Origin of the sequence: Pararoseomonas sp. SCSIO 73927, assembly GCF_037040815.1 — a bacterium.
Lineage (GTDB): Bacteria > Pseudomonadota > Alphaproteobacteria > Acetobacterales > Acetobacteraceae > Roseomonas.
The window spans coordinates 3,455,846-3,479,640 of the sequence record NZ_CP146232.1 but is presented as its reverse complement, the minus strand read 5'-3'; the positions used below and the strand labels follow the sequence as shown (position 1 = coordinate 3,479,640).

General features: G+C 71.7%; 24 protein-coding genes. 5 read left to right on the top strand and 19 right to left on the bottom strand.

Annotated features, from left to right (window positions below; genetic code table 11):
• Position 1: 1 nt before the first annotated feature.
• Genes VQH23_RS16305 through VQH23_RS16295 form a run of 3 tightly spaced genes read right to left on the bottom strand, consistent with a single transcriptional unit; the run spans position 2 to position 8,991 of the window.
• A complete protein-coding gene (locus VQH23_RS16305; protein ID WP_338661784.1) occupies positions 2 to 1,612 on the bottom strand; it encodes a hypothetical protein in 1,611 nt (536 codons plus the stop codon).
• Complete coding sequence (locus VQH23_RS16300; protein ID WP_338661783.1) at positions 1,609 to 8,295, bottom strand: phage tail length tape measure family protein; 6,687 nt, start codon at positions 8,293 to 8,295, stop codon at positions 1,609 to 1,611. Before VQH23_RS16300 ends, VQH23_RS16305 begins: the two co-directional genes overlap by 4 nt.
• 3 nt (positions 8,296 to 8,298) lie before the next feature.
• Complete coding sequence (locus tag VQH23_RS16295; protein ID WP_338661782.1) at positions 8,299 to 8,991, bottom strand: DUF6441 family protein; 693 nt, start codon at positions 8,989 to 8,991, stop codon at positions 8,299 to 8,301.
• A gap of 156 nt (positions 8,992 to 9,147) precedes the next feature.
• Here VQH23_RS16295 and VQH23_RS16290 point away from each other — a divergent pair, with 156 nt between their 5' ends.
• The 3 genes from VQH23_RS16290 (at position 9,148) to VQH23_RS16280 (ending at position 10,270) form a co-directional block, all read left to right on the top strand.
• Complete coding sequence (locus VQH23_RS16290) at positions 9,148 to 9,381, top strand: hypothetical protein (RefSeq protein WP_338661781.1); 234 nt, start codon at positions 9,148 to 9,150, stop codon at positions 9,379 to 9,381.
• A gap of 283 nt (positions 9,382 to 9,664) precedes the next feature.
• The gene (locus VQH23_RS16285; protein ID WP_338661780.1) at positions 9,665 to 9,985 is read left to right on the top strand and encodes a hypothetical protein; all 321 of its coding nucleotides are present in this window, start codon (positions 9,665 to 9,667) and stop codon (positions 9,983 to 9,985) included.
• An 18-nt stretch (positions 9,986 to 10,003) separates the two neighbouring features.
• Positions 10,004 to 10,270 carry a hypothetical protein gene (locus VQH23_RS16280; RefSeq protein WP_338661779.1) on the top strand — a complete coding sequence of 89 codons (267 nt, stop codon included), beginning with the start codon at positions 10,004 to 10,006 and terminating at the stop codon, positions 10,268 to 10,270.
• 8 nt (positions 10,271 to 10,278) lie between these two features.
• Here VQH23_RS16280 and VQH23_RS16275 read toward each other — a convergent pair whose 3' ends face one another.
• From VQH23_RS16275 to VQH23_RS16200, 16 genes are all read right to left on the bottom strand, one after another.
• Positions 10,279 to 11,550 (bottom strand): RelA/SpoT domain-containing protein, encoded by a 1,272-nt coding sequence (locus VQH23_RS16275; protein WP_338661778.1) that lies wholly within the window; start codon positions 11,548 to 11,550, stop codon positions 10,279 to 10,281.
• A 1-nt stretch (position 11,551) separates the two neighbouring features.
• Positions 11,552 to 11,815 carry a hypothetical protein gene (locus tag VQH23_RS16270; protein WP_338661777.1) on the bottom strand — a complete coding sequence of 88 codons (264 nt, stop codon included), beginning with the start codon at positions 11,813 to 11,815 and terminating at the stop codon, positions 11,552 to 11,554.
• Positions 11,816 to 11,826: 11 nt separating this feature from the next.
• Entirely contained in the window at positions 11,827 to 12,489 is a 663-nt protein-coding gene (locus VQH23_RS16265; protein WP_338661776.1) for a hypothetical protein, read from the bottom strand.
• 3 nt (positions 12,490 to 12,492) lie between these two features.
• Entirely contained in the window at positions 12,493 to 13,677 is a 1,185-nt protein-coding gene (locus tag VQH23_RS16260) for a hypothetical protein (protein WP_338661775.1), read from the bottom strand.
• A gap of 15 nt (positions 13,678 to 13,692) precedes the next feature.
• A complete protein-coding gene (locus tag VQH23_RS16255; protein ID WP_338661774.1) occupies positions 13,693 to 13,872 on the bottom strand; it encodes a hypothetical protein in 180 nt (59 codons plus the stop codon).
• Positions 13,873 to 13,879: 7 nt separating this feature from the next.
• Entirely contained in the window at positions 13,880 to 14,362 is a 483-nt protein-coding gene (locus VQH23_RS16250) for a hypothetical protein (protein ID WP_338661773.1), read from the bottom strand.
• Position 14,363: 1 nt separating this feature from the next.
• Positions 14,364 to 14,681 carry a hypothetical protein gene (locus VQH23_RS16245; protein WP_338661772.1) on the bottom strand — a complete coding sequence of 106 codons (318 nt, stop codon included), beginning with the start codon at positions 14,679 to 14,681 and terminating at the stop codon, positions 14,364 to 14,366.
• Complete coding sequence (locus VQH23_RS16240) at positions 14,681 to 15,061, bottom strand: hypothetical protein (RefSeq protein ID WP_338661771.1); 381 nt, start codon at positions 15,059 to 15,061, stop codon at positions 14,681 to 14,683. Before VQH23_RS16240 ends, VQH23_RS16245 begins: the two co-directional genes overlap by 1 nt.
• An 11-nt stretch (positions 15,062 to 15,072) precedes the next feature.
• Entirely contained in the window at positions 15,073 to 16,125 is a 1,053-nt protein-coding gene (locus tag VQH23_RS16235; protein ID WP_338661770.1) for a major capsid protein, read from the bottom strand.
• A 46-nt stretch (positions 16,126 to 16,171) separates the two neighbouring features.
• Positions 16,172 to 16,543, bottom strand: a complete 372-nt coding sequence (locus VQH23_RS16230) for a head decoration protein (RefSeq protein WP_338661769.1) — start codon at positions 16,541 to 16,543, stop codon at positions 16,172 to 16,174.
• Positions 16,544 to 16,546: 3 nt separating this feature from the next.
• Positions 16,547 to 18,022, bottom strand: coding sequence for a S49 family peptidase (locus tag VQH23_RS16225; protein ID WP_338661768.1), 1,476 nt, complete (start codon positions 18,020 to 18,022; stop codon positions 16,547 to 16,549).
• 10 nt (positions 18,023 to 18,032) lie between these two features.
• Positions 18,033 to 19,565: a phage portal protein gene (locus VQH23_RS16220; RefSeq protein WP_338661767.1), complete on the bottom strand. Its 1,533-nt coding sequence runs from the start codon at positions 19,563 to 19,565 to the stop codon at positions 18,033 to 18,035.
• 2 nt (positions 19,566 to 19,567) lie between these two features.
• Positions 19,568 to 19,801 carry a hypothetical protein gene (locus VQH23_RS16215; RefSeq protein WP_338661766.1) on the bottom strand — a complete coding sequence of 78 codons (234 nt, stop codon included), beginning with the start codon at positions 19,799 to 19,801 and terminating at the stop codon, positions 19,568 to 19,570.
• On the bottom strand, positions 19,801 to 21,762 hold the full coding sequence (locus VQH23_RS16210) for a terminase gpA endonuclease subunit (protein ID WP_338661765.1): 1,962 nt from the start codon (positions 21,760 to 21,762) through the stop codon (positions 19,801 to 19,803). The genes VQH23_RS16215 and VQH23_RS16210 overlap by 1 nt, the downstream gene beginning before the upstream one ends.
• Complete coding sequence (locus tag VQH23_RS16205; RefSeq protein WP_338661764.1) at positions 21,719 to 22,228, bottom strand: hypothetical protein; 510 nt, start codon at positions 22,226 to 22,228, stop codon at positions 21,719 to 21,721. The genes VQH23_RS16210 and VQH23_RS16205 overlap by 44 nt, the downstream gene beginning before the upstream one ends.
• A 244-nt stretch (positions 22,229 to 22,472) precedes the next feature.
• Positions 22,473 to 22,805, bottom strand: a complete 333-nt coding sequence (locus tag VQH23_RS16200) for an AAA family ATPase (RefSeq protein ID WP_338661763.1) — start codon at positions 22,803 to 22,805, stop codon at positions 22,473 to 22,475.
• 140 nt (positions 22,806 to 22,945) lie between these two features.
• Here VQH23_RS16200 and VQH23_RS16195 point away from each other — a divergent pair, with 140 nt between their 5' ends.
• Positions 22,946 to 23,377, top strand: a complete 432-nt coding sequence (locus tag VQH23_RS16195) for a BLUF domain-containing protein (protein ID WP_338661762.1) — start codon at positions 22,946 to 22,948, stop codon at positions 23,375 to 23,377.
• A 159-nt stretch (positions 23,378 to 23,536) separates the two neighbouring features.
• Positions 23,537 to 23,716 (top strand): DUF3606 domain-containing protein, encoded by a 180-nt coding sequence (locus tag VQH23_RS26630; RefSeq protein ID WP_408904221.1) that lies wholly within the window; start codon positions 23,537 to 23,539, stop codon positions 23,714 to 23,716.
• The last annotated feature ends 79 nt before the right edge of the window (positions 23,717 to 23,795 follow it).

The window sequence follows — 23,795 nt, the reverse complement described above, 5'->3', positions numbered from 1 at the left end:
CTCACCCCCACAACACGAGCTCGGGCCGCTCGCCCTCGCCGTCCACGCTGCGCACCAGCAGGTTCCGCCCGGCCGCGAAGGCGGGCCGGCGACGCCAGAGCACCCGCGCGCAGGCCCCGGGCGGGAGCTGCGCCAGCAGGTCGCCGCTCCGCAGCGGCGCCCGCCACTCCCCGCGGGGCTTGCCGCACACCGCTATGATCCGCGCCGCCACCGCAGCCGCCGCGGCCTGCGCTTCCAGCACGCCGGCCACCTCCGGGCCGTCCTCGGCAAGCGGGTAGAACTGGCGCAGCGCCACGTCCGCCGCCGCCGCCGTGCGGCTAGCCTGGCTGTAGTAGGCGCGGTCCGCGGCCGTGACGGCGGCGAGCATGCTGTCGGTGGCCTGGACCGCGTCCAGCGCCTGGTAGCCCACCGTCGCCCGCCACCAGGGCGCCCGGGCGGCGCCGGTCGGCTCGGGTGGGCCAGCGAGCACTCGCTCGTCCAGCAGCACGGTCGGCACCATGCTCTCGGGCGGCGCGACGATCCCGCCCCGAAAGGCCCCGAAGGCGTCGGCGTCCCACCAGGCGTAGATCCCGGCCGCCAGCCGCGAGAGCGCGTCGGCGACGCTGCCGTCCCGGATCACCATGCCCGCCTCGTCCGTCGGCCAGGACGCGAAGGCGGCCTCCAGCGCGCGGTCGGTGCTGATGCCGCCCGGACCGCGGAGGATCTGGACGGCGATGCGGGCCGGGCTGCCCCCGCCGTAGCCGCCGGCGCCGACATCGCCGCGCACGTCCACCGTGAGCCCCTGGACGCCGCCGCCCGTGCGGATGTCGCCCGAGGCGAGGCAGGTCAGGTACTGGCCCGTCGCCGGCGTCTGCGCCGCGGCCAGGGCGGCGCGGCTGGCGACGTTGCCGATCGGCGTCAGGGCCAGGGCCCGGTCTCGCGCGGCGACGATCTGCTGGATGGCCCGGGGGTGGACGCTCCAGATGCCCAGCGCGCCGTCGGTCAGGATCGTGGCGACGTTCCGCACGTAGCCGAACACCTCCTGGCGCGCCTGCCCGGTCAGGCCGGCCGGGCCGTCCGCGCCGCCGGTGCCGCCGAATGTGGCGCAGAGGGCGCCCGAGAGGTCGGCCGCCGCACTGCTGAGGGGCAGCTGCAGCGTGGTCGAGCCGGAAGGGGCCTCGCTCACCCGCAACTCCGTCACCCGCTCGAAGGCCGAGAAGGGCGCGTGCAGCGGCCGGCGCTGCGGGCCGCGGCGGAGGACGACGGAGGCGCCGGCGAGGCGCCAGTCCCCCTCCAGCTCCGCCAGCGCGCCGTCCGCGTTCAGCAGCTCCAGCTCCGCTTCGTTGTAGGCGGCCCGCCGCTCCTCGTCCGGGTAGATCGGCAGCTGGCGGGCGATAATCGGCGGCGTGGCGAGACGCACGAGGTAGGGCGAGGTTGGGGCCGCCGCGTCGCCCGGCTCCCGCACCCAGCGCCGGTCGACCAGGCGCAGCACCGGGGCGGCGCTGAGCTCGGGTACCGGCAGGTCGGGGGCGAGCGTCGGACCGCCCATCGCCATCTCCGGGATCGGCATGACCACGGGCAGGCCCGGGCGCGGCGCGTTGATCTCGACCAGCCAGATGGCGGGCTCGCTCATGCCGCGCGGTTCCCGGCGGCGCGGGCCCGCATGGTCGTGCCCCGCTGATCGCGCCGGAGCCCGTCCACCCCACCGGCAGTGGCGGCGGCAAGGCGCGTCGCATCGTCGCGCTGGCCCTGCGCGATCGCAGCATCCCGGCCGCGCTCGTCGCGGAGGGTGCGGACTTCCGCGCGCAGTCCACCGACCTCGCTCCGCAGCCCGCGCAGCTCGGCCAGCAGGGCATCCCCGCTTCCGCCCGAAGCGGAGGTGGAACCCCGGGCGAGCGGCGCGTCGGAGACCCGGACCCCGAGGCGCCCGGCGCTGTCGCGGCCCAGCGGCATGATCGCCTCCGGCCCCGCCTCGCCCATCAGCCCGGTGCGGCCCTCGCTCATCGGGAAGTAGGTCGGCGTGCTGACCAAGGCGCCGCCCCGGGCGAAGGGGACCACGCGGCCGCGGTCGAAGACACCGCCGAGCGCGAAGGAGGAGCCGCCGGCGCCACCACCGGCGCCCCCCGCTCCGCCGGCATCACCGCCGGCGCCGCTGTCGCCACCCTGGCCCGGCTCCCAGGACGGGCCGGCCGGGCCCGTGCGGCCGAAGTCCCCGCGCACGTCGATGCCGGCGGACAGGATCTGCCCAACCTTCACCGTGGCGTCGTAGATCAGCGAGAGGAGCGGGTTCGTGCCGCCTGCGATCGTGCTGTTGAGGTCGCGGGCGGCCTGGGTGGTGGCTCCCGTGTTCAGGTTCGTGCCCAGCAGAAAGCCCGCGGCCTCGTCCGACCGCGCCGCGATCCGCCCGAGGGTGCCGACCTGCGCCGCGGTCTGGGCGATCAGGCCGTTCACCACGCCCAGGGTGGAGGCGGTGCGGGTGTTGTCGTTCGCGATGGTCTGGCTGCCGATGGAGGTCAGGGCGACGGTCAGCGAGGCGGTGATGCTCGCCGCGTCGCCGTTGCCCGCCAGGATCTCGGCCGCGCTCAGGGCCTCGGCCACCGACCAGCCATGGGCGCTCGTGCTGGACAGGGCGGCGATGGTCGCCCCGTAGCCGGCGTCCACCGCGGCGCGCACGATCCCCGCGCCCTCCGCCCCGCCCGCGCGCTGGGCGATGATGTCCAGCTGTAGCTGCTGGGCGATGCTCGTGGCGTTGGCTTGGCGCAGCAGCTGCACCGTCTGGGCGTCGTAGGCAACGGTCTGGGGCAGGCTGGCGAGCGTCGCCTCCACGTAGTCCCGAACGGCCGCGAACTGCCGCGTGCCGCCGTACATGGCGGAGGCCGCCTCCAGCAGGGACTGCGCGGTGCTGGTGATCCGGCCGCTGGCATCCGCGTCGCCGGAGCGCGTCAGGGACACGTCGCGCTCGAAGAAGAGGCTGGCGGCCTGGAACTGCTCCTGCGGCGAGCGGGCGGCCGCCGAGGTGGTGCGCAGACCGTCGAGGAAGGCGCGGATGCTCTGACCGACCGCCAGGGCCTCCGTCTTTCTGCGCTCGGTCGCGGCCTTGGTGATCGCCTCGCGTTCCGCCGCCTGCGTCCGCTCCAGCTGCGCGAGGTCGGCGCCCTCCTGCCGGGCGATCTGGATCCGCTCGGCGGCGTGCTGCCGCTCCAGCCGGGCCAGCTGGTTCGCCTCCTCGTCCGCGGTGCCCATGGCGGTCTGGTAGCGGTCCACCAGCCCGCCGTTCAGGCCCTCCAGGGCAATCCTCTGGTCCTCCTCCAGGCGCTTGGCCGCGATGCCGAGGTTGCCGGTGGCCTTCTCGACCGCGTCCGAGACCTCCTGCGCGCTCTTGCCCAGGTCCTGCAGGCTGCGCTGCATGGCTAGGATGGCGGTCTCGCCCTGGTTCTGCAGCACCATCCGTGCAGCGGTGTTCCCGCGGCCGGTGCTGTTCAGGGTGTCGATATCGAGGTTGAAGCCTGCGTTGTAGCGGGCCCGCGCCTTGTCCTCGTCGGCGCGCGCGAGGTCCCGCTCCAGCTTGATGCGCTCGGCCACCTGCGCGGCCCGCGTCTGCCGGACGAGGTCGAACTCCCGGCCGTCCTCCGGCTCCAAGCCGAGCCCCTTCAGGCGCTCGGCCCGCAGGCGCAGCTCCTCCCCGGCGGCCACGTCGAAGCGGCGCAGCTGGTCGGAGGTGCCGTAGGTGCCCTCGGCCTGCTTGCGGCGTGCCTCCAGGTCGAGGGTGGTGGACTGCAGCTCGCGGTCGCGCGCGGCATAGGCGGCGTCGCTGGCCTCCTTGCGCTTCTGCTGCAGCACGTCCTCGGCGAGGCCGAGCTCGCGGGCCTTCTTGATCGCCTCATCCACGGTCTTGAGGGAGGAGGCGAGCGCGACCTGGAACTCGGATGCGGCCACGCCGGTCTTGGTCAGGGGCTCGTAGACGTCCCGCCCCCACTGCACGTCGGCGAAGAGGTCCTCCAGGTTGTCGGCCTTGCTGGCCCGGGTAACGTTGTCCACCACGGCCGAACCGGTGACGACGCGGCTCCTGATCTGGCGCACGAAGTCGGGTTCGGCGCTGCGGCCGGCGGCGTCTCCGAAGCCCTGGATCGCCGCCAGGGGCATGTCGAGGCCACCGAGGGTGACCCCGACCCGCTTCATCGCGCGGTTGACCTCGGCGACCTGCTCGTCGGCCGCATTCTGCAGCTGGGCGCCGTCCACCCGCTTGCCGTTCACATTGGTCGTGGTGAACTGGCCACCCTGGACGCCGAAGCTCGCATAGCCGCCGGTGAACGCACCCTTGGGCCCGAAGAGGCCGCCGATGGCGCCGCCGAGCGCGCCGCCCACCATGGAGCCGATCGGGCCGAAGTAGGCGCCGACGATCGCGCCGACGGTGCTGCCGATCTGAGAGTTCTGCTGGCGGGCGGGGTTCTTGGCGCCAGCAATCAGGCCGCCGGCGAAGGAGCCGATCGCTATGCCCATGCCGACGCCGGAGAAGTCCATGCCACCGGTGGCGGCTGGGGCGACGGAGCCAACCGCCTCTCCCGTCCCGATGACGCCCGTGCCGAGCGGATCGGTGGCGGCTAGGGAGGTTGAACCACCCCGGAACAGGTTCTTGCCCGCATCCCACAGCTTGGAAATGCCACTACCCCAGCTGCTCACATCGCCCATGGAGAAGCCGGAGGAACCAGGGGTGGCGGGCGCACTGCCGCTCGTGTTGCCGCCGCCGGAGAACCACCCGCCGATGCGGTTCAGCGTCGCCTGCGTGCCTGGTGCGCTCCAGATTGAAGCGCGCGTGCCGCCATCCTGCTGGTTCAGTAGCGGGTTGCTGATCGTGAACTCGAAGGCCTTGCCCAGGAACTGCGCCTGGATGGCGCGCATGACGTTACCGAAGCTGATCGCCTTCGCCTCGCCGGAGGCCAGCCCTCCCACGATCGAGGTCCGGATCACGTCGCCCGTCTCGGACCAGATGTCCCGCAGCGCCGTCGCCGAGTTGGTGAGCAACTGGTTGCGACGGGTGGCGTCCACCTGGGCGCGGGCGAGGTCCTGGGTTTCCCGCAGCAGGCCCTCGTCCTTCACGCCCGACGCAAGCGCCTGCTGCCGCGCCCGGAAGGCCGCCAGCTCCCGCTCGCGCTCATCGGCCGTGGCACCGATGAGGTCCCTCTCCTTCTCCAGAAGAGCCAGGTTGTCCCGCGCCCCCTGGTTCTGGGCGCGCTGGTTGTTCTCGGCCTGCTGCTGGGCGAGGAGGAGGTAGGCGTCCGTCAGCTTCCGGACCCGGGCGTCCTCCTCGGTCGTGCCGGCGTAGCCCGCCTGGCGCACCACCTCCCGGGCGCGCTCCTCGGCCGTGAGGCGGATCACGGCATCCCGCCCCTCGCCCCAGGCCACGGAGAGCCGCCCCTGGGCCGCGATGTTGCGCCCGACCTCCTGCTCCGCGGCCTTGTAGGCGACGCCCAGGTTGGCCAGGGCGGCCGCGACGGCGGCCTTCCGCCCTTCGTCGGTCTCCGCCTCGCCGGCCGAGCGCATCCGGTCGCGGTACTGCGCCAGCGCCTCGGCCGTGGCCTTCAGGCGCGGGTCGAGGATTGCTGCAGCCTCCGACTGCTCCCGGAGCCCGCGCAGGAACAGCGCCTGCGTGCCCTGGCCCTTGTCCACGACCTGGTTCAGCTCGCGGATCTTCTGGACGATGCTGTCGACCGGCTGGTCGGTGCCGGCCGCGGCGCGCAGCCCCTCCTGCAGGTTCCGGATCAGCCCGGCCGCGCTGCGGCCGCGCGCCTCGTCCGTGCCGCCACTGACCTGGGGCGAGCCCGGCGCGCCGCGTGCGATGCCGAGGGCGAGCTCATAGGCGTTGCCGCCCACCATCGCGGGCTGGCGGGCGTTGTCGCCCATGTTCCGGTCGAAGTCCGGCCGCATGGTGATGCGGTCGGCTTCCACCCGCACCTCGGGGACCCGGATGGAAACCGTGCCCGGCCCCGTGTAGCCGTCGGTCACGCGCCGGGCGTAGGCGCCCTGCTCGATGGCCCGCAGCGTCGCCTCGGGGCGGTTCGGGCCGGCGTTGTAGGCGGCGGCCGCGCGCGGGACATTGCCGCCGAACCGGTCCAGCAGCTCGCGCATGTAGCGCGCCCCGGCCTCGGCGTTCGCGTCGTCGTTGTCGATCCCGCCCCGGATGCCGTAGCGGGAGGCCATCTCCGCGAAGGTGCCGGGCATGACCTGCATGCCCCCGCGCGCCCCGACGGGGCTGACGAGCCAGTTGCCGTCCGCCCCGCGCCGGCTGCGCTCGCCCAGCGCGAAGATCCGGTACATCAGCTCGCGATCGACGCCAGCAACGTCCGCGCCCCGGTCGACGCTGGGGCGGTAGTCGGCAGGCACCCGGCCCGAGGTGGCGGTGGCAGCGCCGGGCGCGCCGGCGTCGGCCCGGTTCAGGCCGAAGATCTCCTCAATGGCGCTGCGAGGCCGCCCCGACGGAGTGCGACCGAAGGGTAGGTCGCCCGGCTGATCCCCGGCGCCCTTGCCGAGGTTCAGGTCACGGATGCGCTGCGCTTCCTTGATGACCCCCGCCATCCAGGACAGCAGCGGCGTGCCGGCGTTCGCCAGCCCGTCCTTGATGTCGTCCCAGATGGTGCCGAAGCTGGATTTCAGCTCGCGCAACGCCTGCTGGAGGGGGCCGCCCTCCTTCGCCGCGTCACGGCTGGTCTCGCCCACCCGGCCCATGACGAGGGCGAAAGCCGTGCCCTGGTCGCCGGCCTCGACCAGGCGCTGCACCGTCAGGCGCAGGCTCTCGGTCATGCCCGGGAAGCCGCGGGCCCGCAGCTCGTCCACCAGCGCGACGGGGTTCCTCATCGCCCCGCCGACCTTGTCGAGGGCCGCCGCGAGGTCGATCCCGAGGCGGGCGGCGAGGTCAGCCGTCTGCTTCGTCAGCTCGCCGTAGTCGAGGCCGCCGATCCGGGCGCCGGCGGCGCTGCTGGCCAGCGAGACCTGCGCGGCGCGGGCCTCGCTGCCGGATACCCCGATGGCCGAGCGCGCCACGCTCTCGGCCGAGGCCTTCACGGCAGCGGCCGTCCGGCTGTAGGTGCCCTCGATGCCCTTCAGCTGCGTGTCCAGCCGGGCCAGCTCGTTGGCCTGGGAGATCGCGGCGGCGGTGACCGCGACGCCACCGGCGGCGAAGGCCAGGGCGGCGACGCGCGTGGGCGTGAAGGTCTGCCGCAGGAGTTCCAGCGCGCGGGAGACGCCGCCGACCGCGCCCACAGCCTGCGGTGCCTGCTGGATCGTCGGCAGGAACAGGCCGCCGCCCGACATCACCTGCACCAGCCAGCCCTGCGCCTGGGCGGAGAGGTTCGTGATCTCGTGCGCCTGCAGCTTGATCGCGCCGCCAGCCCTGTTGGAGGCCGCCGCCAGCTCGTCGTGGCCGCGGCGCATCTGGGTCACGGCCGCAACCTGCGCGGGGGTGGCGACGCCCTGTCGCTGCGCCTGCGCCAGGTCCTCCTCGGCCTGCGTGACGCGGGCCAGGGAGGCCGCGAGGGGGTCCAGCGCCCGGACATAGCCGTTCAGCGCGGCGACGGCGCGCTCCGTCTCGGACGCGGTCTGGGCGGCGGCGCGGCGGGCCTGCTCATCGACCGAGACCCGGCCGGAGATGGCCTCGCGGGCCCGGTCGTAGGCGGCGGTCTCCCGGTCCACCGCCTCGGCCGCCTGCTGGGAGGTGAGGCGCCCGGCGCGCTGGAGGGTGCCGATCTCCTCCAGGCTGGCGCGGTAGCGCTGGTTCAGGCCGATGAGCGGGTTCAGCCGCGCCTGCATGCGGTCGAGCTCGGCGCCGAGCGCCGCCTCGGCCTCGCGCTCCCGCACCGCGGCGGCGGTGGACGCCTCGCGCGCTGCGACGCTCCGCCGTGCTGCCTCGCCGGCCGCCCCCATCGAGGCGGCCAAGTGCTCGTACTCGCTCCACAGGCCGCCGATGACCTGGCGCTCGCGGTCGGAGATGGCGATGCCGCGGACCTGCAGGTCGGTCATCGCCGCCTCGGCGCGCGCGGCCTTCTGGTAGGCGGCCGTCACCGGGTCGAGGCTGGCCACGAGGTTGGAGAAGGAGGTGGCGGCCGAGCGGGTCGCGCGCTCCGCGCTGCTGGTCCCGCCCGAGATCTTCGCCAGCGACGCGGTGAAGGCGTCGATCGGCGCGCCGGTGCGCGCCATGGCGGCCGAGAACGCCTCGGTCGCGCTCTGGAACGTGTCCGTCGCCCGGGTGGCACGCCCGTAGGCAGCCTCCAGCGGGGCGGCATCGGCCTCCAGGCGGAAGGCGTAGGTGCGGCTGCCAGACATCGGTTACGCCCTCCCTCCCATGATGCGAGATGCCTGCCGGTCCAGGATGGACGGCATGGTGTCGGCCCACCGCTTGGCGATGGCCTCGAAGTGCAGCCTCGTCGGGACCTTCACCTTCGGGACCAGGACGAACATGACGAGGGCCTGCGCCTTGCGGCCCTGCCGAACACGCCCGGCGCTCAGCCGGCGAACGCCGCCGGAGCGGCCGGTGGTCTGCTGCTCCAGCACCAGCATGCCGGCGCCGCGCTGACCGTCCTTCGGCGGGATGAAGGTCAGCTTCTCGCCGAAGCGCGCCTCCACCTCCGCCACCGTCATGCGGCGCCCGCCGACGCGCGGGACGCGGGCGGTTGGGATGGCGAGGCTGGCACCCTGCGCCGCGCCACGGATCTCCGCTCCCTCGTTGAAGGCCTTCAGCGGCAGAGGCCAGGGGCTGTTCTTGCCGCCGCGCCCGACCACGGAGCCGGCGGCGTTGATGGACACCGCGCCCTGGCGGTCCGGGTAGACCCGCCCGGTGACCAGCGTCCGGGCGCGCCGGGAGCCGGGGAACGCCGCCCCGAGGTCGTCGCGGAACTCCTCCGTCATCCCGGTCTCGGCCTCGTAGACCGAGGCCTGGACGGCGGTGGCCACGTCGTGCCGCCACGCCGCCAGGAGGTCGGGCATGGGGCGGCCGAACCGCGAGATGCGCGGAGCGAGCATGCGGTCTCCTCGGTCGGGGACTGGCGCCCCGGGGGAGGCACCTCGAAATACTGTCCGCAATGCGCGGACAAACCTGTTGACGGCACGCGCGTTAGTCCGCATATTGCGGACACGGCGAGCGGATGATCCCCGCCGGTTTCGAGAGGCAATGCCCCGATGAGCATCACCACCGCCCCTAGCCCGCTCGATCTGGATGAGCAGATCGCCCGCATCCGCCGCGCGCAGGCCGAGACGGACAAGTTCGCGGCCGAGCAGCGCAAGCTGTCGGAGGAGGCCAACAACCTCCGCGTGGCCCGCTACGTCACCCCCACCGCCGCCGTGATCGCTGCCCTCGCCGCCCTGACGGCGGCCTTTCCGGTCATCGCCCGGTGGCTAGGAGGCGGGGGGTGAGCCCCGCCCGCCTGGGCGAATGCCTTGCCCTTCTCCGCTGGTCCCTTCGGGGGCTGGCGGAGGCTCTGTCCTGTGACGATCGTCTCGTGCGCCGCTGGGCGTCCGGGGCGGCCTCTGTCCCGGAGAGCGTTGCTTCCTGGCTTGAGGCTCTGGCGGCCGCCCATGCAGCCTCCCCGCCTCCGCAGGACTGGCGGCGGCGCGCGGCGTAACGAGCCGGGGCGCCAGTTTGCTCGCGCCCCGGCGTTCGGCCATCCTCCCCGCCCTCTTAGAGCAAGGGAGCGCCATGCGCCGGATCGTCGTTCTCGCCGCCCTGGCACTTGCGGCATGCTCCCCACAGCCGGAGGCAATTCGTGAGACCTGCCCCGCCTTCGGGACTGGCGGACTAGCAGAGGGCGATATCCGCTATGGCCGCGATCTGATCACTGGCGCGCCGGGTTTTGTCAGCAGGGCCGCCACACCCACCCCTGCCCAGGCCCGCGAGAACTCCCTCCTGGAAGACGCCCTCTCAGGCCGCCCGGACTATGTGCAGGCCCTCCGCCGTGCTGCCGAGGCGAACATCAGCGAGCAGAACCCCACTCCTCGCGAGAGCCGCGCCTCGCGTTAGGCCCGGATCGACGCAGAGGTGGCCCGCCTCTCCGACGCGGTGGAGAGGCGCCGCCGCGACCGGCTGGCATCTGGCGCCGCATCCGCGCAGGCCGCCCAGGCTGCCGCAGCCCGCGCCCAGGCCCGCGCCGCCTGCGACGCCCAGGCCTCCGCGGTCGGCGCCGGCGTCCAGACCCCGTACCGCCCCAGCCAGGGCGTCCTGGGCTCCGCCATCGTCGGCTCGCTAAACTCGTCCTTCGCGGCCGAGGAGGCGAGGCAGGGCTGCTACCGGGCCTACGGGTTGTAGGCGCAGGCCTATTCTTTCTTCTCGGGGTCCTTCAGGGAGGGTTGTGGAAACCGTCTCCGGCGCAGCCAGGACAGGTCGCCCCACTTCTCCCTTGGACGCGGTGCAGGCTGCCGTGGTGCGACACCATAACCGAACCCGAACCCCGTCCGCGTTATGCTTTCAAGCTGCTCGCCGAACAAAGTCACGTCGCCGAAATAGTTCGGATAAGCCGCCTTCAGGCTTTCCATCTTGTCGACCTCGACCAGCACCACCGTCTGAGTATCGCTATCGGCCCGGTTGTCGTGGAATTCTGCGCTGTCGTACAGGACGGCCGCATTCACAGGCGCGGCTGCCGGAGTGACCCGGACTGACTGCGTGGCGTGGTCGAACACGATCAAGTAATGGGTCGGCCGGTAGTTCGGAGAGATCGGAAAGTCAGTCCCACGGACCCCATGCTTGATGCTTTCCAGGGTTTTCGCCGCGCTTAGCTCGCCGGCGAGGCGCTTGATTTCACTGACCCGGTCCGCCTTGTCCAAGGTTCCCGGGGGGAGTGGGCACCCCTCCATCTCGGCAAATTCGGCTGAAATGAGGGAGAACAGCCGCAGCCACTCGGGGCTGCCCTGGTGACCTTTCAGGTCCTCGCCGCGGAAAAGCCCAACGGCCTCCACAGCTGTTGCCCAGGAGTGCTGAAGACGGGTCCTGATCTGAAGTTCGATGCGCCTGCCTGCGAAAGAGGCTCGCTCGGGGTCATCCGGCACGAACGACAACATGAGGTGATGGCAGCGATAGCCGTCCCCCTTCGGATTGCTGATGTAGTCGTCCTCCTTCCGGATCTCGTGCCGCATCTGTGACCGTAGGCGGTCAGCCAGCACCCTGACGCCACCGATGTCGTCCATGATCGCCCGGCACCCGCCGAGATCCTGCAGCTGGTTCAGCAGAAAGGTGGCTCCGGTACGCCGCAGCTTTCGCCTGATAGCTTGCATCCGCTTAAGCCGCGCCGCGGTTAGCCCGTCCAGTCCCGCGTGATGGATATGCTGGATGACGGAGTTCCGAATGCTCCGCATCGGGTAGGCGTGGCTATCGCGCCAACTGTTTGCCACCTTGAAAGCCTGAAGGATTTCTTCCTCTGTCTCGGGGCTCCAAACGAGGCTGCTGGCAATGACTTCTCCGGCTCGCCTGACCTCGTTCTTGCTGAAGCCAAAGTCGGGAAAGGCTGCCATTGTGCAAGCGCTCATCCCACGGCCGGCCTCCCCATCGAACAGCACGAAGGGGTCGGGCACGGCAAGCTGGGTCGCTTCCATGTTAGGCATCCTTACCCGTCTTCTCCAACTCGGCGTCGGCCCCATCCAACAGCGCGAAGGCCTTCATCAGCCAGTTCGGCTGATCGTTGACCCCGCCCGCCTCGGGCAGAAGCCCCGCGCCCATCCCGCCCCGGCACCGGGCCCAGAGCCGCACCACGTGGTTGTAGACCGCCGGGAGGGTGAGGCGCGGGTTCCGGCGCCGCTCCGTCGCCCCGACGATCCAGTCCCCGCCGGAGGGGTGATACAGCCCTCCGGCGAACGCCATCGGCCCCCGTGCTACGACGAGGGCGGCGCGGAGTTTTTTTCCGCGTCCCCGGTCGGCTGCATGAGCTGGTAGGCCCGCCGCGCGAGCGCCGCCACGTCGCCCATGGGCAGGGTGGCGGCCACCGCCTCACGGTCCAGATCCTTCGGGAACTCGGGCAGGCCCGCGCCCTCCCAGCTCCGGCAGAGCAGCGCCACGATCCGGCAGTGCTCCTCCCACTGCGCGCGCTCCTGCTGCGCCCGGATGTCCAGCACCTGCGCGTGCCGCGCCACCTTCGCCACCGCCCGGTCCCGCCCGCGGCGCGCCTTCAGCAGGGCGAGATGCAGCGCCGTCGCCTGCGCCTGGATGTTCTCGGTCGCGTCCGGGCCGGTGACGATGTGGATGGAGGAGAAGGACACCCAGGCGTCCTCGGCCTCCTCGAACGCGGTCAGAGCGCTGTCGCCCTCCCCGTCCTCCTGCAGGGCGGCGCGCACCGCCTCCATCATCTCCACCGCGCCCGGGGCGCCGTTGCGCGCCTGGTCGTCCAGGTGCTGCCCGACCTCGGCCAGGGTCGGCGCGGCCAGGGTGTAGACGCGCGGGCCCAGGGTGACCTTCTCGATCACCCCGCCCCCGGTGACGACAGGGGCGATGGCAGCGGTGGTGGCCAGCAGGGCCGCGCGAGTGCTCTTCGTGGACATGGATCAGAACACCGCCAGGAACACGCCCGCGTCGGGCAAGTTCGGGGCGAGCGTCATCTGGTCCACTCCGAGCTTCGAGCGGTTGCTCTCGTCCATGGCGGTCAGGATGCCGCTCGGCATGCACACCGAGATGCGGTTCCCGGCCGTCTGACCAATGACGGCGGCGAAGTCGAGGCCCTGGCCGGCCTGGTACTTCGTGAAGCGCGTCGGCGAGCGGGTGCTGTTGGAGAACGGGTCGATCGTCAGGCGCTGGGTCGCGGAGACGATCATCGGGTTGTCGAAGCCCTGCGCCGCCTCCGGGTTCTCCGGGTCCACCACCTCGACGCCTAGATCCCAGGTGAAGCGGGCGCAGTTGCAGAGCAGGCCGTCGAGACGGGAGACGCCGTTCAGCCAGGCCGGGGGCTGGACGCGGGCAACCTGGTTCCAGCCCGCGGGCGGGTTCGCCGGCTGGAAGGCGTCCAGCAGCATGCCCTTCATGGTGAAGGTGATGAAGGCGGGCTGGCCGGCGTTCATCTCCAGCTGCGCGCTGCCGACGCTGCCGACGATGCGGTGCCGCAGCCCGTTGCGGTACGCGTACATCGTGACCGGCTTGATCAGCGCCATGTCCGAGGTCGGCGTGTAGAGCGCGTTCGGCAGAACCTGCACCAGGGTGGAGGTGCTGAGCGGCGCATCGAAGTAGTACGGCAGGGTCAGGGTGCGGCCGGCCGTGTAGCCGGAGGCCGGCAGGACGATGGCGGAGGCCGGCGCGCCGGAGAGCTGAGTGGGCATGCCGCGGTAAGCGTTGGCCGCGCCGGAGAAGGGCGTGGCCGGCAGGGTGACGCTGGTCCGGTTGCCGGCGGTGGCCGCCGTCGGGGCGCCAATCGCGGCCGCGGTGAGCAGCTCGGCGAAGCGGCAGGCCCGCATGAGCTTGCCCCACTCGGGCGCCTGGCCGGGGGTGCCCGCGCCGCGCAGCGGCACGCGGATCGTCACTTCGGGCTTGATGCCCGTGACGATCGGCGCGTTGCTGTCGAGGCTGAAGTTGATGGAGGGGTCCTCGGCCGCCTGCTGCGGCATGCGGACCGTGATCTCGCCGACGATCATGTCGGAGAGCGCCGGCGTGCCGTTGATGGCATCGACGGAGGCGAGGGTCTCGGTCCGCACCGCGATCGCGGAGAGGTTCCAGACCACATAGTCCTGCGGGGTGGCCATGCGGGCCTCCTCTGGTTAGGCGGTGGGGGAGGAAGGAGCCGGGCGGATCAGCGTCCACTCGGCGGGGTTGCTCACCTCGACCGTGCGCACGGCTACCTTCGTCGCGCCGCGGTCGAGGATGATCACGTAGCCGTCGCCGTTTGCGTGCTGGACCACGTCGCCGGGGCCGAGACGGCGCAACTGTTCGTCGGTCATGGGCACCTCAGCGACTTTCGAGGAAGCGGGTGCCGAAGGGCACGCGGACCGCGAAGGACAGGTCCAGGTAGAAGGCCGCGATGGGCTTGCTGCTCTCGGCCACCGTCGCGGCGTCGAAGTCCAGCGCGCCCTCGGTGACGTAGATCTCGATCTGGACCCCGCCGGGCAGCGTGGCGTCCGGGATGACCGGCGTGTCGCAGAGCGCCTCGGCCGCGCGGGCGTAGAGGTCGCTCGCTTCGGCGCCGGCGTCGGCGTCGGGGCTCCTGACGTAGCCCTCCAGGGTCGCGGTCATGTGGCGGGCGAACTCGCCCATGCTCTCGCTGTCATCCATCGGCACTTGGCCGCCGTCGCGCAGGACGAGGCTGGGGAACTCCTCCTGATCGGAGATCTGCGAGCGCCGGTTCCGCTCCAGCGGTACGCCGGTGAGCGCCGCCACTAGCCGCGCGGCGAGCGCGGCGTAGCAGGCCTCGCGGAGGGCGATGCGGGCCATATCAGCCGGCCTCCTGGAGGTAGACCCGCCAGTCCCAGCCGCGGGCGGGCTTCTTGAGCTGATCCACCGTCAGGAGGCCTCGGCCGGCGACGGCGAAAGTGTCCTTGCGGGCGACGGCGACCATGCCCAGGGTCGGGTGGAGGTGGCCGGACGCCACCATGGCGCCCGCCGAAAGCCCAGGCCGGGATGTGTCGTCGGGCTCGGTGAAGAGAAGGATGCGGCAGGGGATCGGCTTGCCCGTCCCCTGCGCGCGGTACTCGGCGTCTACACCCAGGTCGCCCGCCGCAAGATCGACGGCGGCCTGGGTGAAGGGGTCCATCAGGGCTTCGCCTTGCCCGCCTTGGCGGCCTCGCCGGTGGCGGCCTCGGCCGACGCGGCGGTGGGCGCCGGCGCGGGCTCCGGGGCGACCTCCTCCGCCTTCACCGCCTTGGCCGTCTCGCCGGCCGCGCCGAGCTGGATGCGGATCGGCGCCGCGGGGACCGGGACGGGCTCCGGCACGGCCTCCGCCACGGGGGCGGAGATCTCGACCCGGGCGCCCTCCGGCACCTCGGACTTCAGGACCTTCACCACCGACCCGACCTTCACCAGCCGCTCGGCCTCCTCGTTCGGGAGGTCGCAGCTGATGAACTCCGGGCGCTGGATGCTGTCCTCGGTCATGATGCCGGTCAGCGGGACGACCCGCGTGCTCGCGTTGCTCATGGCGCTCCCCCTCAGCTCTTGGTGATGCGGCGCAGGCTGCGCGGGCGCAGGCACGCGATCAGCGGGTTGGACTGCAGTTCGGCCGTGAAGCGCTTGCTGGTCTGCCGCTCCGGCAGGTTCAGCAGGTAGAGGGGGAGCCCCTCCGCGCCGACCGTGTCGAAGGTGTCCGCCGGCGCGAACAGCGTCTGGAACAGCCCGGGCACGCCGAGCATGAAGGCGCGCGCCTCGTCGGTGGGCACCGACACCTTGGTGTCCAGCGTGCCGCGGTAGTTCACCCAGACGATCCCGGCATAGATGAAGGCCGAGTAGGGCGAGTTGTCCGCGATCTTCAGCGCGGCGTCCTGGTTGCCCATGGCGCCGTTCTTCTTCGCGGCCTTCAGCTCCTTGGAGGTGATCAGGGCGTCGAAGAAGTTGTCGCCGCAGAGTACGACGACCTGGCCGCCCGCGAACGCCATTCCGGTGAGGGCCAGGATCATCTCCCGGCGCAGCGCCATGGCGAAGGCCTCGAAGACGGCCGTGTCCGCCGTCATGGTGCTGATCGGCAGGTTCAGCGCATCCGGCCGGGTGGTGCCCATCCAGTCGAAGTAGTCGTACAGGACGGTGCTGTTGTCGGCGTCGTAGACCACGCCGTCCACCGCACCCAGCAGCATGTGCTCCAGGGTGAGCTTCCACTCCACCTTCAGGCCGACCGGGCCATCGGTGCGCTTCAGCAGAAGCCCCTGCGCCGTCTCCGGGGTGAGGGCGCCGCGGCCGCGCAGCGCCAGCAGCTCGTCCGCGTTCACGTGCGCCTCGCGGGCGAAGTGCACCGCGTCGAGCTTGCGCAGCTTGGCCTTGGTGCCAGTCTGCTGGCTCGGCGGCGCGCCGCGCGGCGAGGTGGGGATCAGGCGGATGCCGCCCGTCTCCTCCTCAAAGGCCGCGGTCAGCGTGACCATCCCCTCGGCCGGGGCGATGCCCAGGTCGTAGAGGAAGGTCGGGACGTAGGGGAAGGTCTCGTTCACCTTCGACGTGAGGGTCACGCTGGTGAAGGCGTCCCCGTTGAAGATGTCCATCATGGTGCCGGACATGGCATTGTTCTCCAGGCCGGCAGCCTGACGGGCCGGCGGTTGCGGGTCAGACGCGCGTGATGATGCCCAGCGCGGTGAGCTGCGCCGTGGCGGCGGCCTTCTGCGGGTCGGTCGTGCCCGCCAGCCAGGTCAGCTTCTGCCCGTTCACGGTGCACTCGCGGGAGTGGACCGTGCGCTTGGCCTCGGTGTTCGCCGGCACGCCCTGGTAGAGGATGGCCACGGCGGTCTGCGTGCCGTCGGTGGCGGTGGGGGCGAGCGTCTTCAGCTTGCCGGTCGCGGTGACCTTGCCGAGCACTGTGCCGGCCGGGCGGTCGAAGGCCTCCGAGGCGATCACCGCCACGTCGCGGGAGCGGTAGTCCTCCTCCTCGCCGACGATGTATTCGCCCGTGCGGACGGGCTCGTTGATGACGTTCGGCATGGCTCAGGCCCTCCGGCGCTGCGGGGTGATGGTCTCGTTCAGGCGGCCGTAGATGGCGCCCGCGTCCAGCGCCGGCTTCGCCTTGCCGGGGCCGTCGGAGTTCGTGGGATCGGTGACGATCGCGGCGTCTGCCTCGGCCGCCTTCGTGTTCAGCAGCTTGCGGGCGGTCTCCAGCGAGACGCCGGCACCCACCAGCTCCGCGCCCATCGCCGGCTGGCCGAGGAGGCGGGCGGAGGAGACGATCTCGCTCGCCAGCGTCAGCCGCGCCGTCACCTGCGCCATGGTCGCACGCTGGGCGAGGAGGCCGGAGGTGAGCTGCGCGAAGCCTGCGCGCTCGCAGGCCTGCGCGACCGCCACCGGGTCGGCAGGCTGGAAGGGGTTCGTCGCCGGCGGGTCGTAGTGCGCCGGGTTCGGCGGCACGTCGGCCGGCGCGGGCCCGGCGGGAGGATCGGCGGGCGGGTCGCCGGCGGGCGGCTCCGGAGGGGCGGGCGGCACGGCCGGGGCAGCCGGCGCGGGCGCGGCCGGATCGACCGGGGGCGACGCCGGAGCGGCGGGGGCCGGCGTGCCGCCCGTCTTCGGTGCGGCGAGAGCCGCCCCAGCGGCGCCCGCCAGGAGAGCCGCCCTGGCACTGGGCGAGGCGATGCGCGCCCCGGCAGGGGCGATGTGGGTTGCGAGGGCCATCAATGCCTCCTCATGGGTTGCGATGCTGTCGGCGAGCCCGGCCGCGATGGCGTCCTGCCCGATGAAGATCCCCGCCTCCGTGCCCTCCACGGCCTCGACCGAGAGATCCCGGTGCCGGGCGACGAGGGAGCAGAAGCGGGCGTAGTCGACGCCGATGGTGCGATCGATCATCGCGGCGTCTTCGTCGGAGAGCGGCAGGGCGGGGTGAGCCGCCAGCTTCCGCTCGCCGCGGTACAGGAAGGTGACCTTCACCCCCTCCTTCGCCAGCGCGGCCGAGAGGTCCGCGTAGTACCAGGCCACACCGATGGAGCCGGCCAGCGCGCTCTCGCCGATCAGGATCTGATCCGCGGCGCTCGCGATGGCGTAGGCGGCGGAGCAGGCCCGCTGGTTCACGCTGGCCCAGATGGGCTTGACGCCGCGCTGCTGGCCCAGCCACTCGGCGAAGTCGAGGCAGCCGCCGGCCTCGCCGCCCGGGCTGTCCACGTCCAGCATGATGCTGGTGACCTTCCGGTCGGAGAGCGCGTCGGAAACCATGTCGCCCAAGGCCTGGTAGCTGGTGAGGCCCGAGAGGGCGTCCATGCTGGCGCCGCGGTGCACGAGCTCGCCGACGATCGGGATGATCGCGATGCCGTTCACCACGCCGTAGGCGCGGGCGTCGCGCTCGATGGTGTCCGGCTCACCGTCCCAGCCACGCAGCGACGCGCCCGGCATGAGGGCGGCGAGCACGGAGGCGCCGGCGGCAGGCGCGATCATCTGCGGCCGGTTGAGCAGCCGGCTCAGGAAGCGCACGTGGTTCACGGGATGGCTCCTACTCGGCGCCGGACGGATCGGCCTGTTCGGGCAGCTGCGACCCCGGCTTGGCGGGCCGGCTCAGGCGCAGCCGCTCCTCGCGCTCCAGATCGCTCGCGCGCTGCGCGTCGATCACCTCGATGTCGTCGCCGCGCTCCGCCACCGCGGCCTCGCGGGAGGTGAGGCCGGCTTCGATCTCGGAGGAGACCGTCTCCACGTCCTGCTTCGGGTTCAGGTATTCCCAGCGCTCCGGCCGATGCTCGACGCGGTAGAGGTCCGCCTCGGTGACGGACTTCGGCACCCGCACCAGCCCGTAACCGACGGCATAGGACACGAAGCGGCGCCAAATCGGCTCGTTGAACTGCGCGCAGACGAGGTGCCACTGCCACTGGCGCACGGCCCGCTTGAAGGTGCCGAACTGCGCCCGGAAGGTGCGGTCGTTGGCGTCCTTCCAGTTCCCGGTTAGCTCCTCGTAGAGGACGTTCACGCTCGCGGCGACGGCGCGGTAGCCGGAGGCGAGGAAGGGCTCGTAGTTCGTGCCCACGTCGGCCGGCGTGCTGAAGGTGATATCCTCGCCCGGCTCCAGGTACTGGACGGTGCCGGGCTCCATGGAGACTGTGGGCAGGTCGCCCAGCCCCTGCTGCACCTGGCCGTAGGCGGCCGCCATCTCCTCCGGCGTGGTGTCGCCGGTGACGGCCTTCTTCACGAAGGCCACGATGGATGCGGCCATCTGCTTCCGCAGCAGCTCGGCGTCCTGGTAGGCGAAGACCTGGTGCAGCGTGGCTATGCCGGCCGCCAGCCAGGGCAGGCCGCGCAGCTGGCCGGCGCGGGAGACGTTGAAGAGATGGCAGACATCGCCCGCCGGCACGCGCCGCGGCGTCATGTCGAGGCCGAAGTCGGTCCCGATCCACTCGTTCGGGTGACGCGGGAGCATCCAGTAGGCGGTGCGCTGCCCGATCGCGTTGCGCTCGATCCCCTGGGCTACGGGGTTCGCCCCGGCGAGGGCCTTGTAGTCCAGCGGCACCATCTCGCCCGGGAGCAGCTGGATTTGCAGGGGCACGGGCAGCCCGTCGGTGATGCGCCGCGTGCGGAGGCGGGCGAACGCTTCGCCGCCTTCCACCATCTCGGATACCGCCAGGGCCTGCTGCCCGTAGAAGTCGAGCGTGCCATCGGCGTCCATGAAGGGGACCTGGTCGGCCCAGAGCTGGTTCAGCGCCTCCCGCACCTTGCGGTTGGAGCACAGGCTGCGTGGCTTGATCCCCGTCCCCACCACATGGGTGGGGATGAGGTCCATGGCCCGCTTGGCGAGCGGGTTGTTCCGCCGTGCGTCGCGCGAGCGGCGGACCAGCTCGGGCCCGCTGGCCTGCACCACCGCGTTCGGGCCGCTGGCGCCCGGCCGCCAGTGCATGAGCCGCCGGCCCGTGCTGGCGCCGGTGTGCGGCTGCGCGGGCGCCGCCATGGGCAGGGCCACCGGCGCGCCCAGGGGCGTGTCCATGCGCGAGGAGCCGGCAGGCACGCGGATGCGTGGCTTGGCCGGCGCGACGGGGTCCATGCTCAGTACCCGGACGCCATGGTGCCGCGGAACGCGCGCGCGGGGCGGGGCTGGCCCGCGGGCGGCGCGCCGAGGTCGCGGGCCATGCGGTCGCGCAGCGTGAGCAGCTCGGCGATGGGCGTGTCCGCGTAGCGGAGCTGCCCCTCGGGCGTCTGCACCTGCGTGACCTGGCGGCCGCCCCCGCGCCGCAGGATGGCGGCGTCGAGCGCGGCGAGGTCCTCCTGCGAGTAGGGCATCAGCGATTGATCCTCGATAGGTACGATGAGCGGCCGACACGCCGCTGGCGCGCTGCCTGCGGTGGGGGCGCCAGCGCGGTTTCGGGCACCGCAGGGGCAGGTTCCGGGTCCGCGACCGCGTCCCAGGAGGCGCGCAGCTCGCGCCAGTGCGCCGCCGACCAGCGATCGGCGCCGATGGCGGTGAACATCGCCCGGGCGTACTTCCAGCCGTCGAGCGCCTCGTGGACGTGGACGTCCTTCCACTGCCCGGTCTTCTCGATCCACTCGACGCCGACGAGCTGCTTGCAGAACTCCTCGGTCGCGAGGTCCGAGAGGTGGACGTAGCCGGGCGGGTGGCACACCCCGACCTCCGCCTCCTCCCGCGTCGGCGGGTCCAGGTTCAGCAAGCCGTAGAGCTCGGTCGTGACCACGGTGTTGCCGACGAGGCCGAGACGCTGGCCCTTCTTGCGCTTGCCGCCGCGTGGGCCCGGGTCGCGGGCCTCACCCCAGGCAAAGACCGGCGCTTGGTGGGAAGACGCGCCTTTCACGGGGACGACGAGGCCGGGGTGCTTCCGCGCCCAGGCCAGAACATGCGTCTGCTGGTAGCCGGTGTCGGCACCCACCTTCGCCAGCTTCATGGAGCCGCCGCCCTCGCGGTCCCACTCGCCGGTGACGAACCTGCTCACCTCGTCCCAGGTCGCCGGCAGGACCGGGTTCCCGACCACCACGTGGTGGTCCACGAGGTAGCTCTGCCGGTCGGACGACCAGCCCCAGACGAAGATCTCGATGCGGTTGCCCTGCACGTCGATGCCGCCCAGCAGCAGCAACGCGTCGCGCGGGACAAGGCCCTTCCGCCGCTCCTCGCGCCGGTCGTAGAGCCGGCGCCAGGTCGGCGCCTCGCCCTTCAGCCGCCACGTCTCGCCCAGCCACTCGTTGGTGAAGGGCTGGAGCTTCGTCGGATCCTTGCGGCTGGCGAGGAACTCCCTCGCGATGTTCAGCCACGACGCTTCCGGGAACTGGCTGTAGGCCGCCCAGATGTGGAAGGAGCGGTGCGACCGGCCATTCTCCGGTGCGTGGGGGACGAACTCCCCCCGCTCGTCCATCCAGGACTTCCACTCCTCGTCGATGTCGCAGGCCTTCTCGCCCGCGCACCGGTACCAGGCCCTGGTCGGCTTCTCCCTCGGCTCGAACCGGATGCCGGGGCCCGTGCCGTCGCCGAACACCAGCACCTGCCGGTGCCCGCAGTGGGGACACGGGACGTACCGGTGCTCCTGCGTGCCCTCCAGGAAGAGCGCCTCGGTCCGGTCGCTGCCGGCGACCAGCGGCGTGCCACCGGCGACCTTCAACGGATCGTCCGAGGTGAAGCACCGCATGAAGGCGAGCTTCGACTGGTCGCCGGAGATCCCGGCGGTCGGCGGAGCGCCGCTCGGCTCCTCGATGATCACCACGTCCGCCGAGACGCGGCGGAACTCCTTGGCGGAGTTCATCCCCTTGATCTGCAGCCAGCCGCCGGGGAAGCGCTTCGCCCGGGTCTGGTTGTCGCTGTGCCGCGGCTTGAAGACCGCCTTCTCGCGCACCGCCCTCCACTGCAGCACGGGCTCGATGTCGTCGCGGGAATACTTCTCCGCGTCGTCGATCGTCGGCTGGTAGATCAGCACCTTCCTCGGGTGCTGCGCGATGCTGTAGCCGATGAAGTTCTGGATGATCTTCGAGTACCCGACGCGGGCGCTCTTCATCACCGTGATCTGCCGCACGCCCAGCTGGGTGAACGCCGCCGCGATGTCGCGCTGGAACGGGAAGGCGCGGTAGGCCCGTCCGTCCTCCAGCCTCGCGTGCTCCGCCGACCACTCCGGCAGGCTCAGCCGCTGGCGCGGCTGCCAGGCGTCGAACCAGGCCCGGACGTGCCCGGCGAGAACCCCGTCCCCTACGGGGAAGGGCTCACCCCTCGGTGTCGGGGGCGTCGGCGGGCTCGTCGCCTCCATCGTCTTCCTCGCCGGCCACCGTCTCCACGCGGGTGGCGCTCAGGTCCTCCAGGCCGTCTCGGATGGCGCGGTCGATGCGGTCCTGCAGGGCGACATCGCCCTTTGCCACCACCGCCGCCACACGCAGCATCCGGGCCTTCGCCATCTCGACCATGCCGATGATGGCCGCGCTCATCGCGCCGGCCGGCACCAGCTCGCCGCGGGCCACCGCGTTCTTCATCGCCCGGGCGTCGGCGCTCTCCTTCGCGTCGCGCGCCTTCTCCGCCATGAAGTCCAGCTTCTTCGGACCCATCTCATGGCTCCGGCCGGCGGCCTGGTCGCGAAGGTGGCGGATGTAGGCCAGCCGGCAGGCGTCGAGGTCGTTCTGCCCGCGGGCCGCGTCCGGCAGCACCCCGCGCTTCTTCAGGTCGCGCACGGTCCGGTCGCTCAGGTCGAGGTGCGCCCCGACTTCCGCGTCCGTCGCCATGAACCGGAACCCCCTCCAGCACGCGCCCTAGACCGGAAGCGGTCGGGATGGTCGCGGACGACAAAAAGGGGCCCCGGCAGCGCCAGAACCCCCGGATTTGCTGCATTCCGGGCGAACCGGAAGCGGAACCCCCTTAGAAAACCTCGTGGCTAGCGAGATCGAGCACTCTGCCCCACCGTAATTCGATCAGACCCCCAGGGGCCCCGGCGGGGGAGGGGGGGGTGCCCAGGGGGGGAGGGGGGGGCTACCCCGCCTCGACCTGCACCCACCGGCAGTCGGCGCCGGTCTCCCGCGCCACCGCGGTCCACCCGGCCCGGTCATCGGGCTCCAGGTTCCACCCGACCGCGCAGACGCTGATGCCGGCACGGAGCAACTCGCGCGCCATGGCGAAGGTGGTCAGGGTGATCAGCCACTCGTCAACCTGATGCTGCAGCAGCGCCCGCACGTGGTCCCGGGCGATCATGGCCTGGCCGCGGTAGGCGACGAGCGCCTCGGCAATCAGGCTCTTGCCGGTGTCGGGGCCGCCGGCGATGACGGTCAGGACCGGCTTCGCAATGGCGGGTCTTGAGCGTCGCATTGGCTGAACCCTGCCGGAGTTGTGGCCGCATCCAGCAGAATACCCAAGGTTGTAGAACCACGGGCTGCCAGTGCTAGAATGGAAGCACAACAGCGATGCTCGGGGTCAATAGACCGAGCCGAGGAGAGACGTTGCCTGCCATGGAAAGAGGCCTGTTTCGGCTTGTCTACAAGAGCACGTCCAACATCAGTGCGTCACGGCTACCCTTCAATGAGGATATCCAAGGGATCCTGGAGTGGTCACGCACGCACAACCCGAAATACGGCTTGACGGGCGCCCTCATGGCGAGTGAGGGCCAGTTCGCTCAAGTTCTTGAAGGTGAACGAGAGACGCTACGCACACTGTTCGGAAAGATTGCCTGCGACCCCAGACACCGCTTCCCGACACTTCTCCAGTTCGAGCCCTCCGACGTCCGCTTCTTCGGAGACTGGTCCATGGCCTTTGTGGACGAGGAGCGTCAACTCCAAGTTCCACTGTCATCGCGGCCGGCCGGTTCGGACCTCAGCCTCCCCTCTGTCTCAGCCTCCGGCATCCTCTCGCTACTCAAGTTCCTCGTGCGAGAGGACCGTTGAGGGCGAGAAGGTCAACCACCAGGGTTATGTCACCATCCGTGCGGACATGAAAAACCCCGGGTCGGCACGGCATCTGGTCATTGCTCACCCGGACTTTTCGTCGCAAGTAGCTGCCCGATCACGCCAGCGAGAGATGCTGGCTCACTGCGCGAGGACGTGATGACGACAGACCCCATTCGGCGCGGGCCGAAGAACCCCGAGAAGATCAACGTCGATGATAATTGGGAGGTCGGCTACTGGGCGGGTAGATGGGGCATACCAGTCAGGGAGGTGCTCGACGCTGTGCGTGTGGTAGGCACGAGCACGGCCGATGTGACCGGGCATTTGGCGAAGAGGTAACCCCGCAACAAAAAGCCCGGGGCCAGAAAGTGGCTCCGGGCTTCGGACGCAATTCGGGTAACAGCGAATGCCTGCCTCA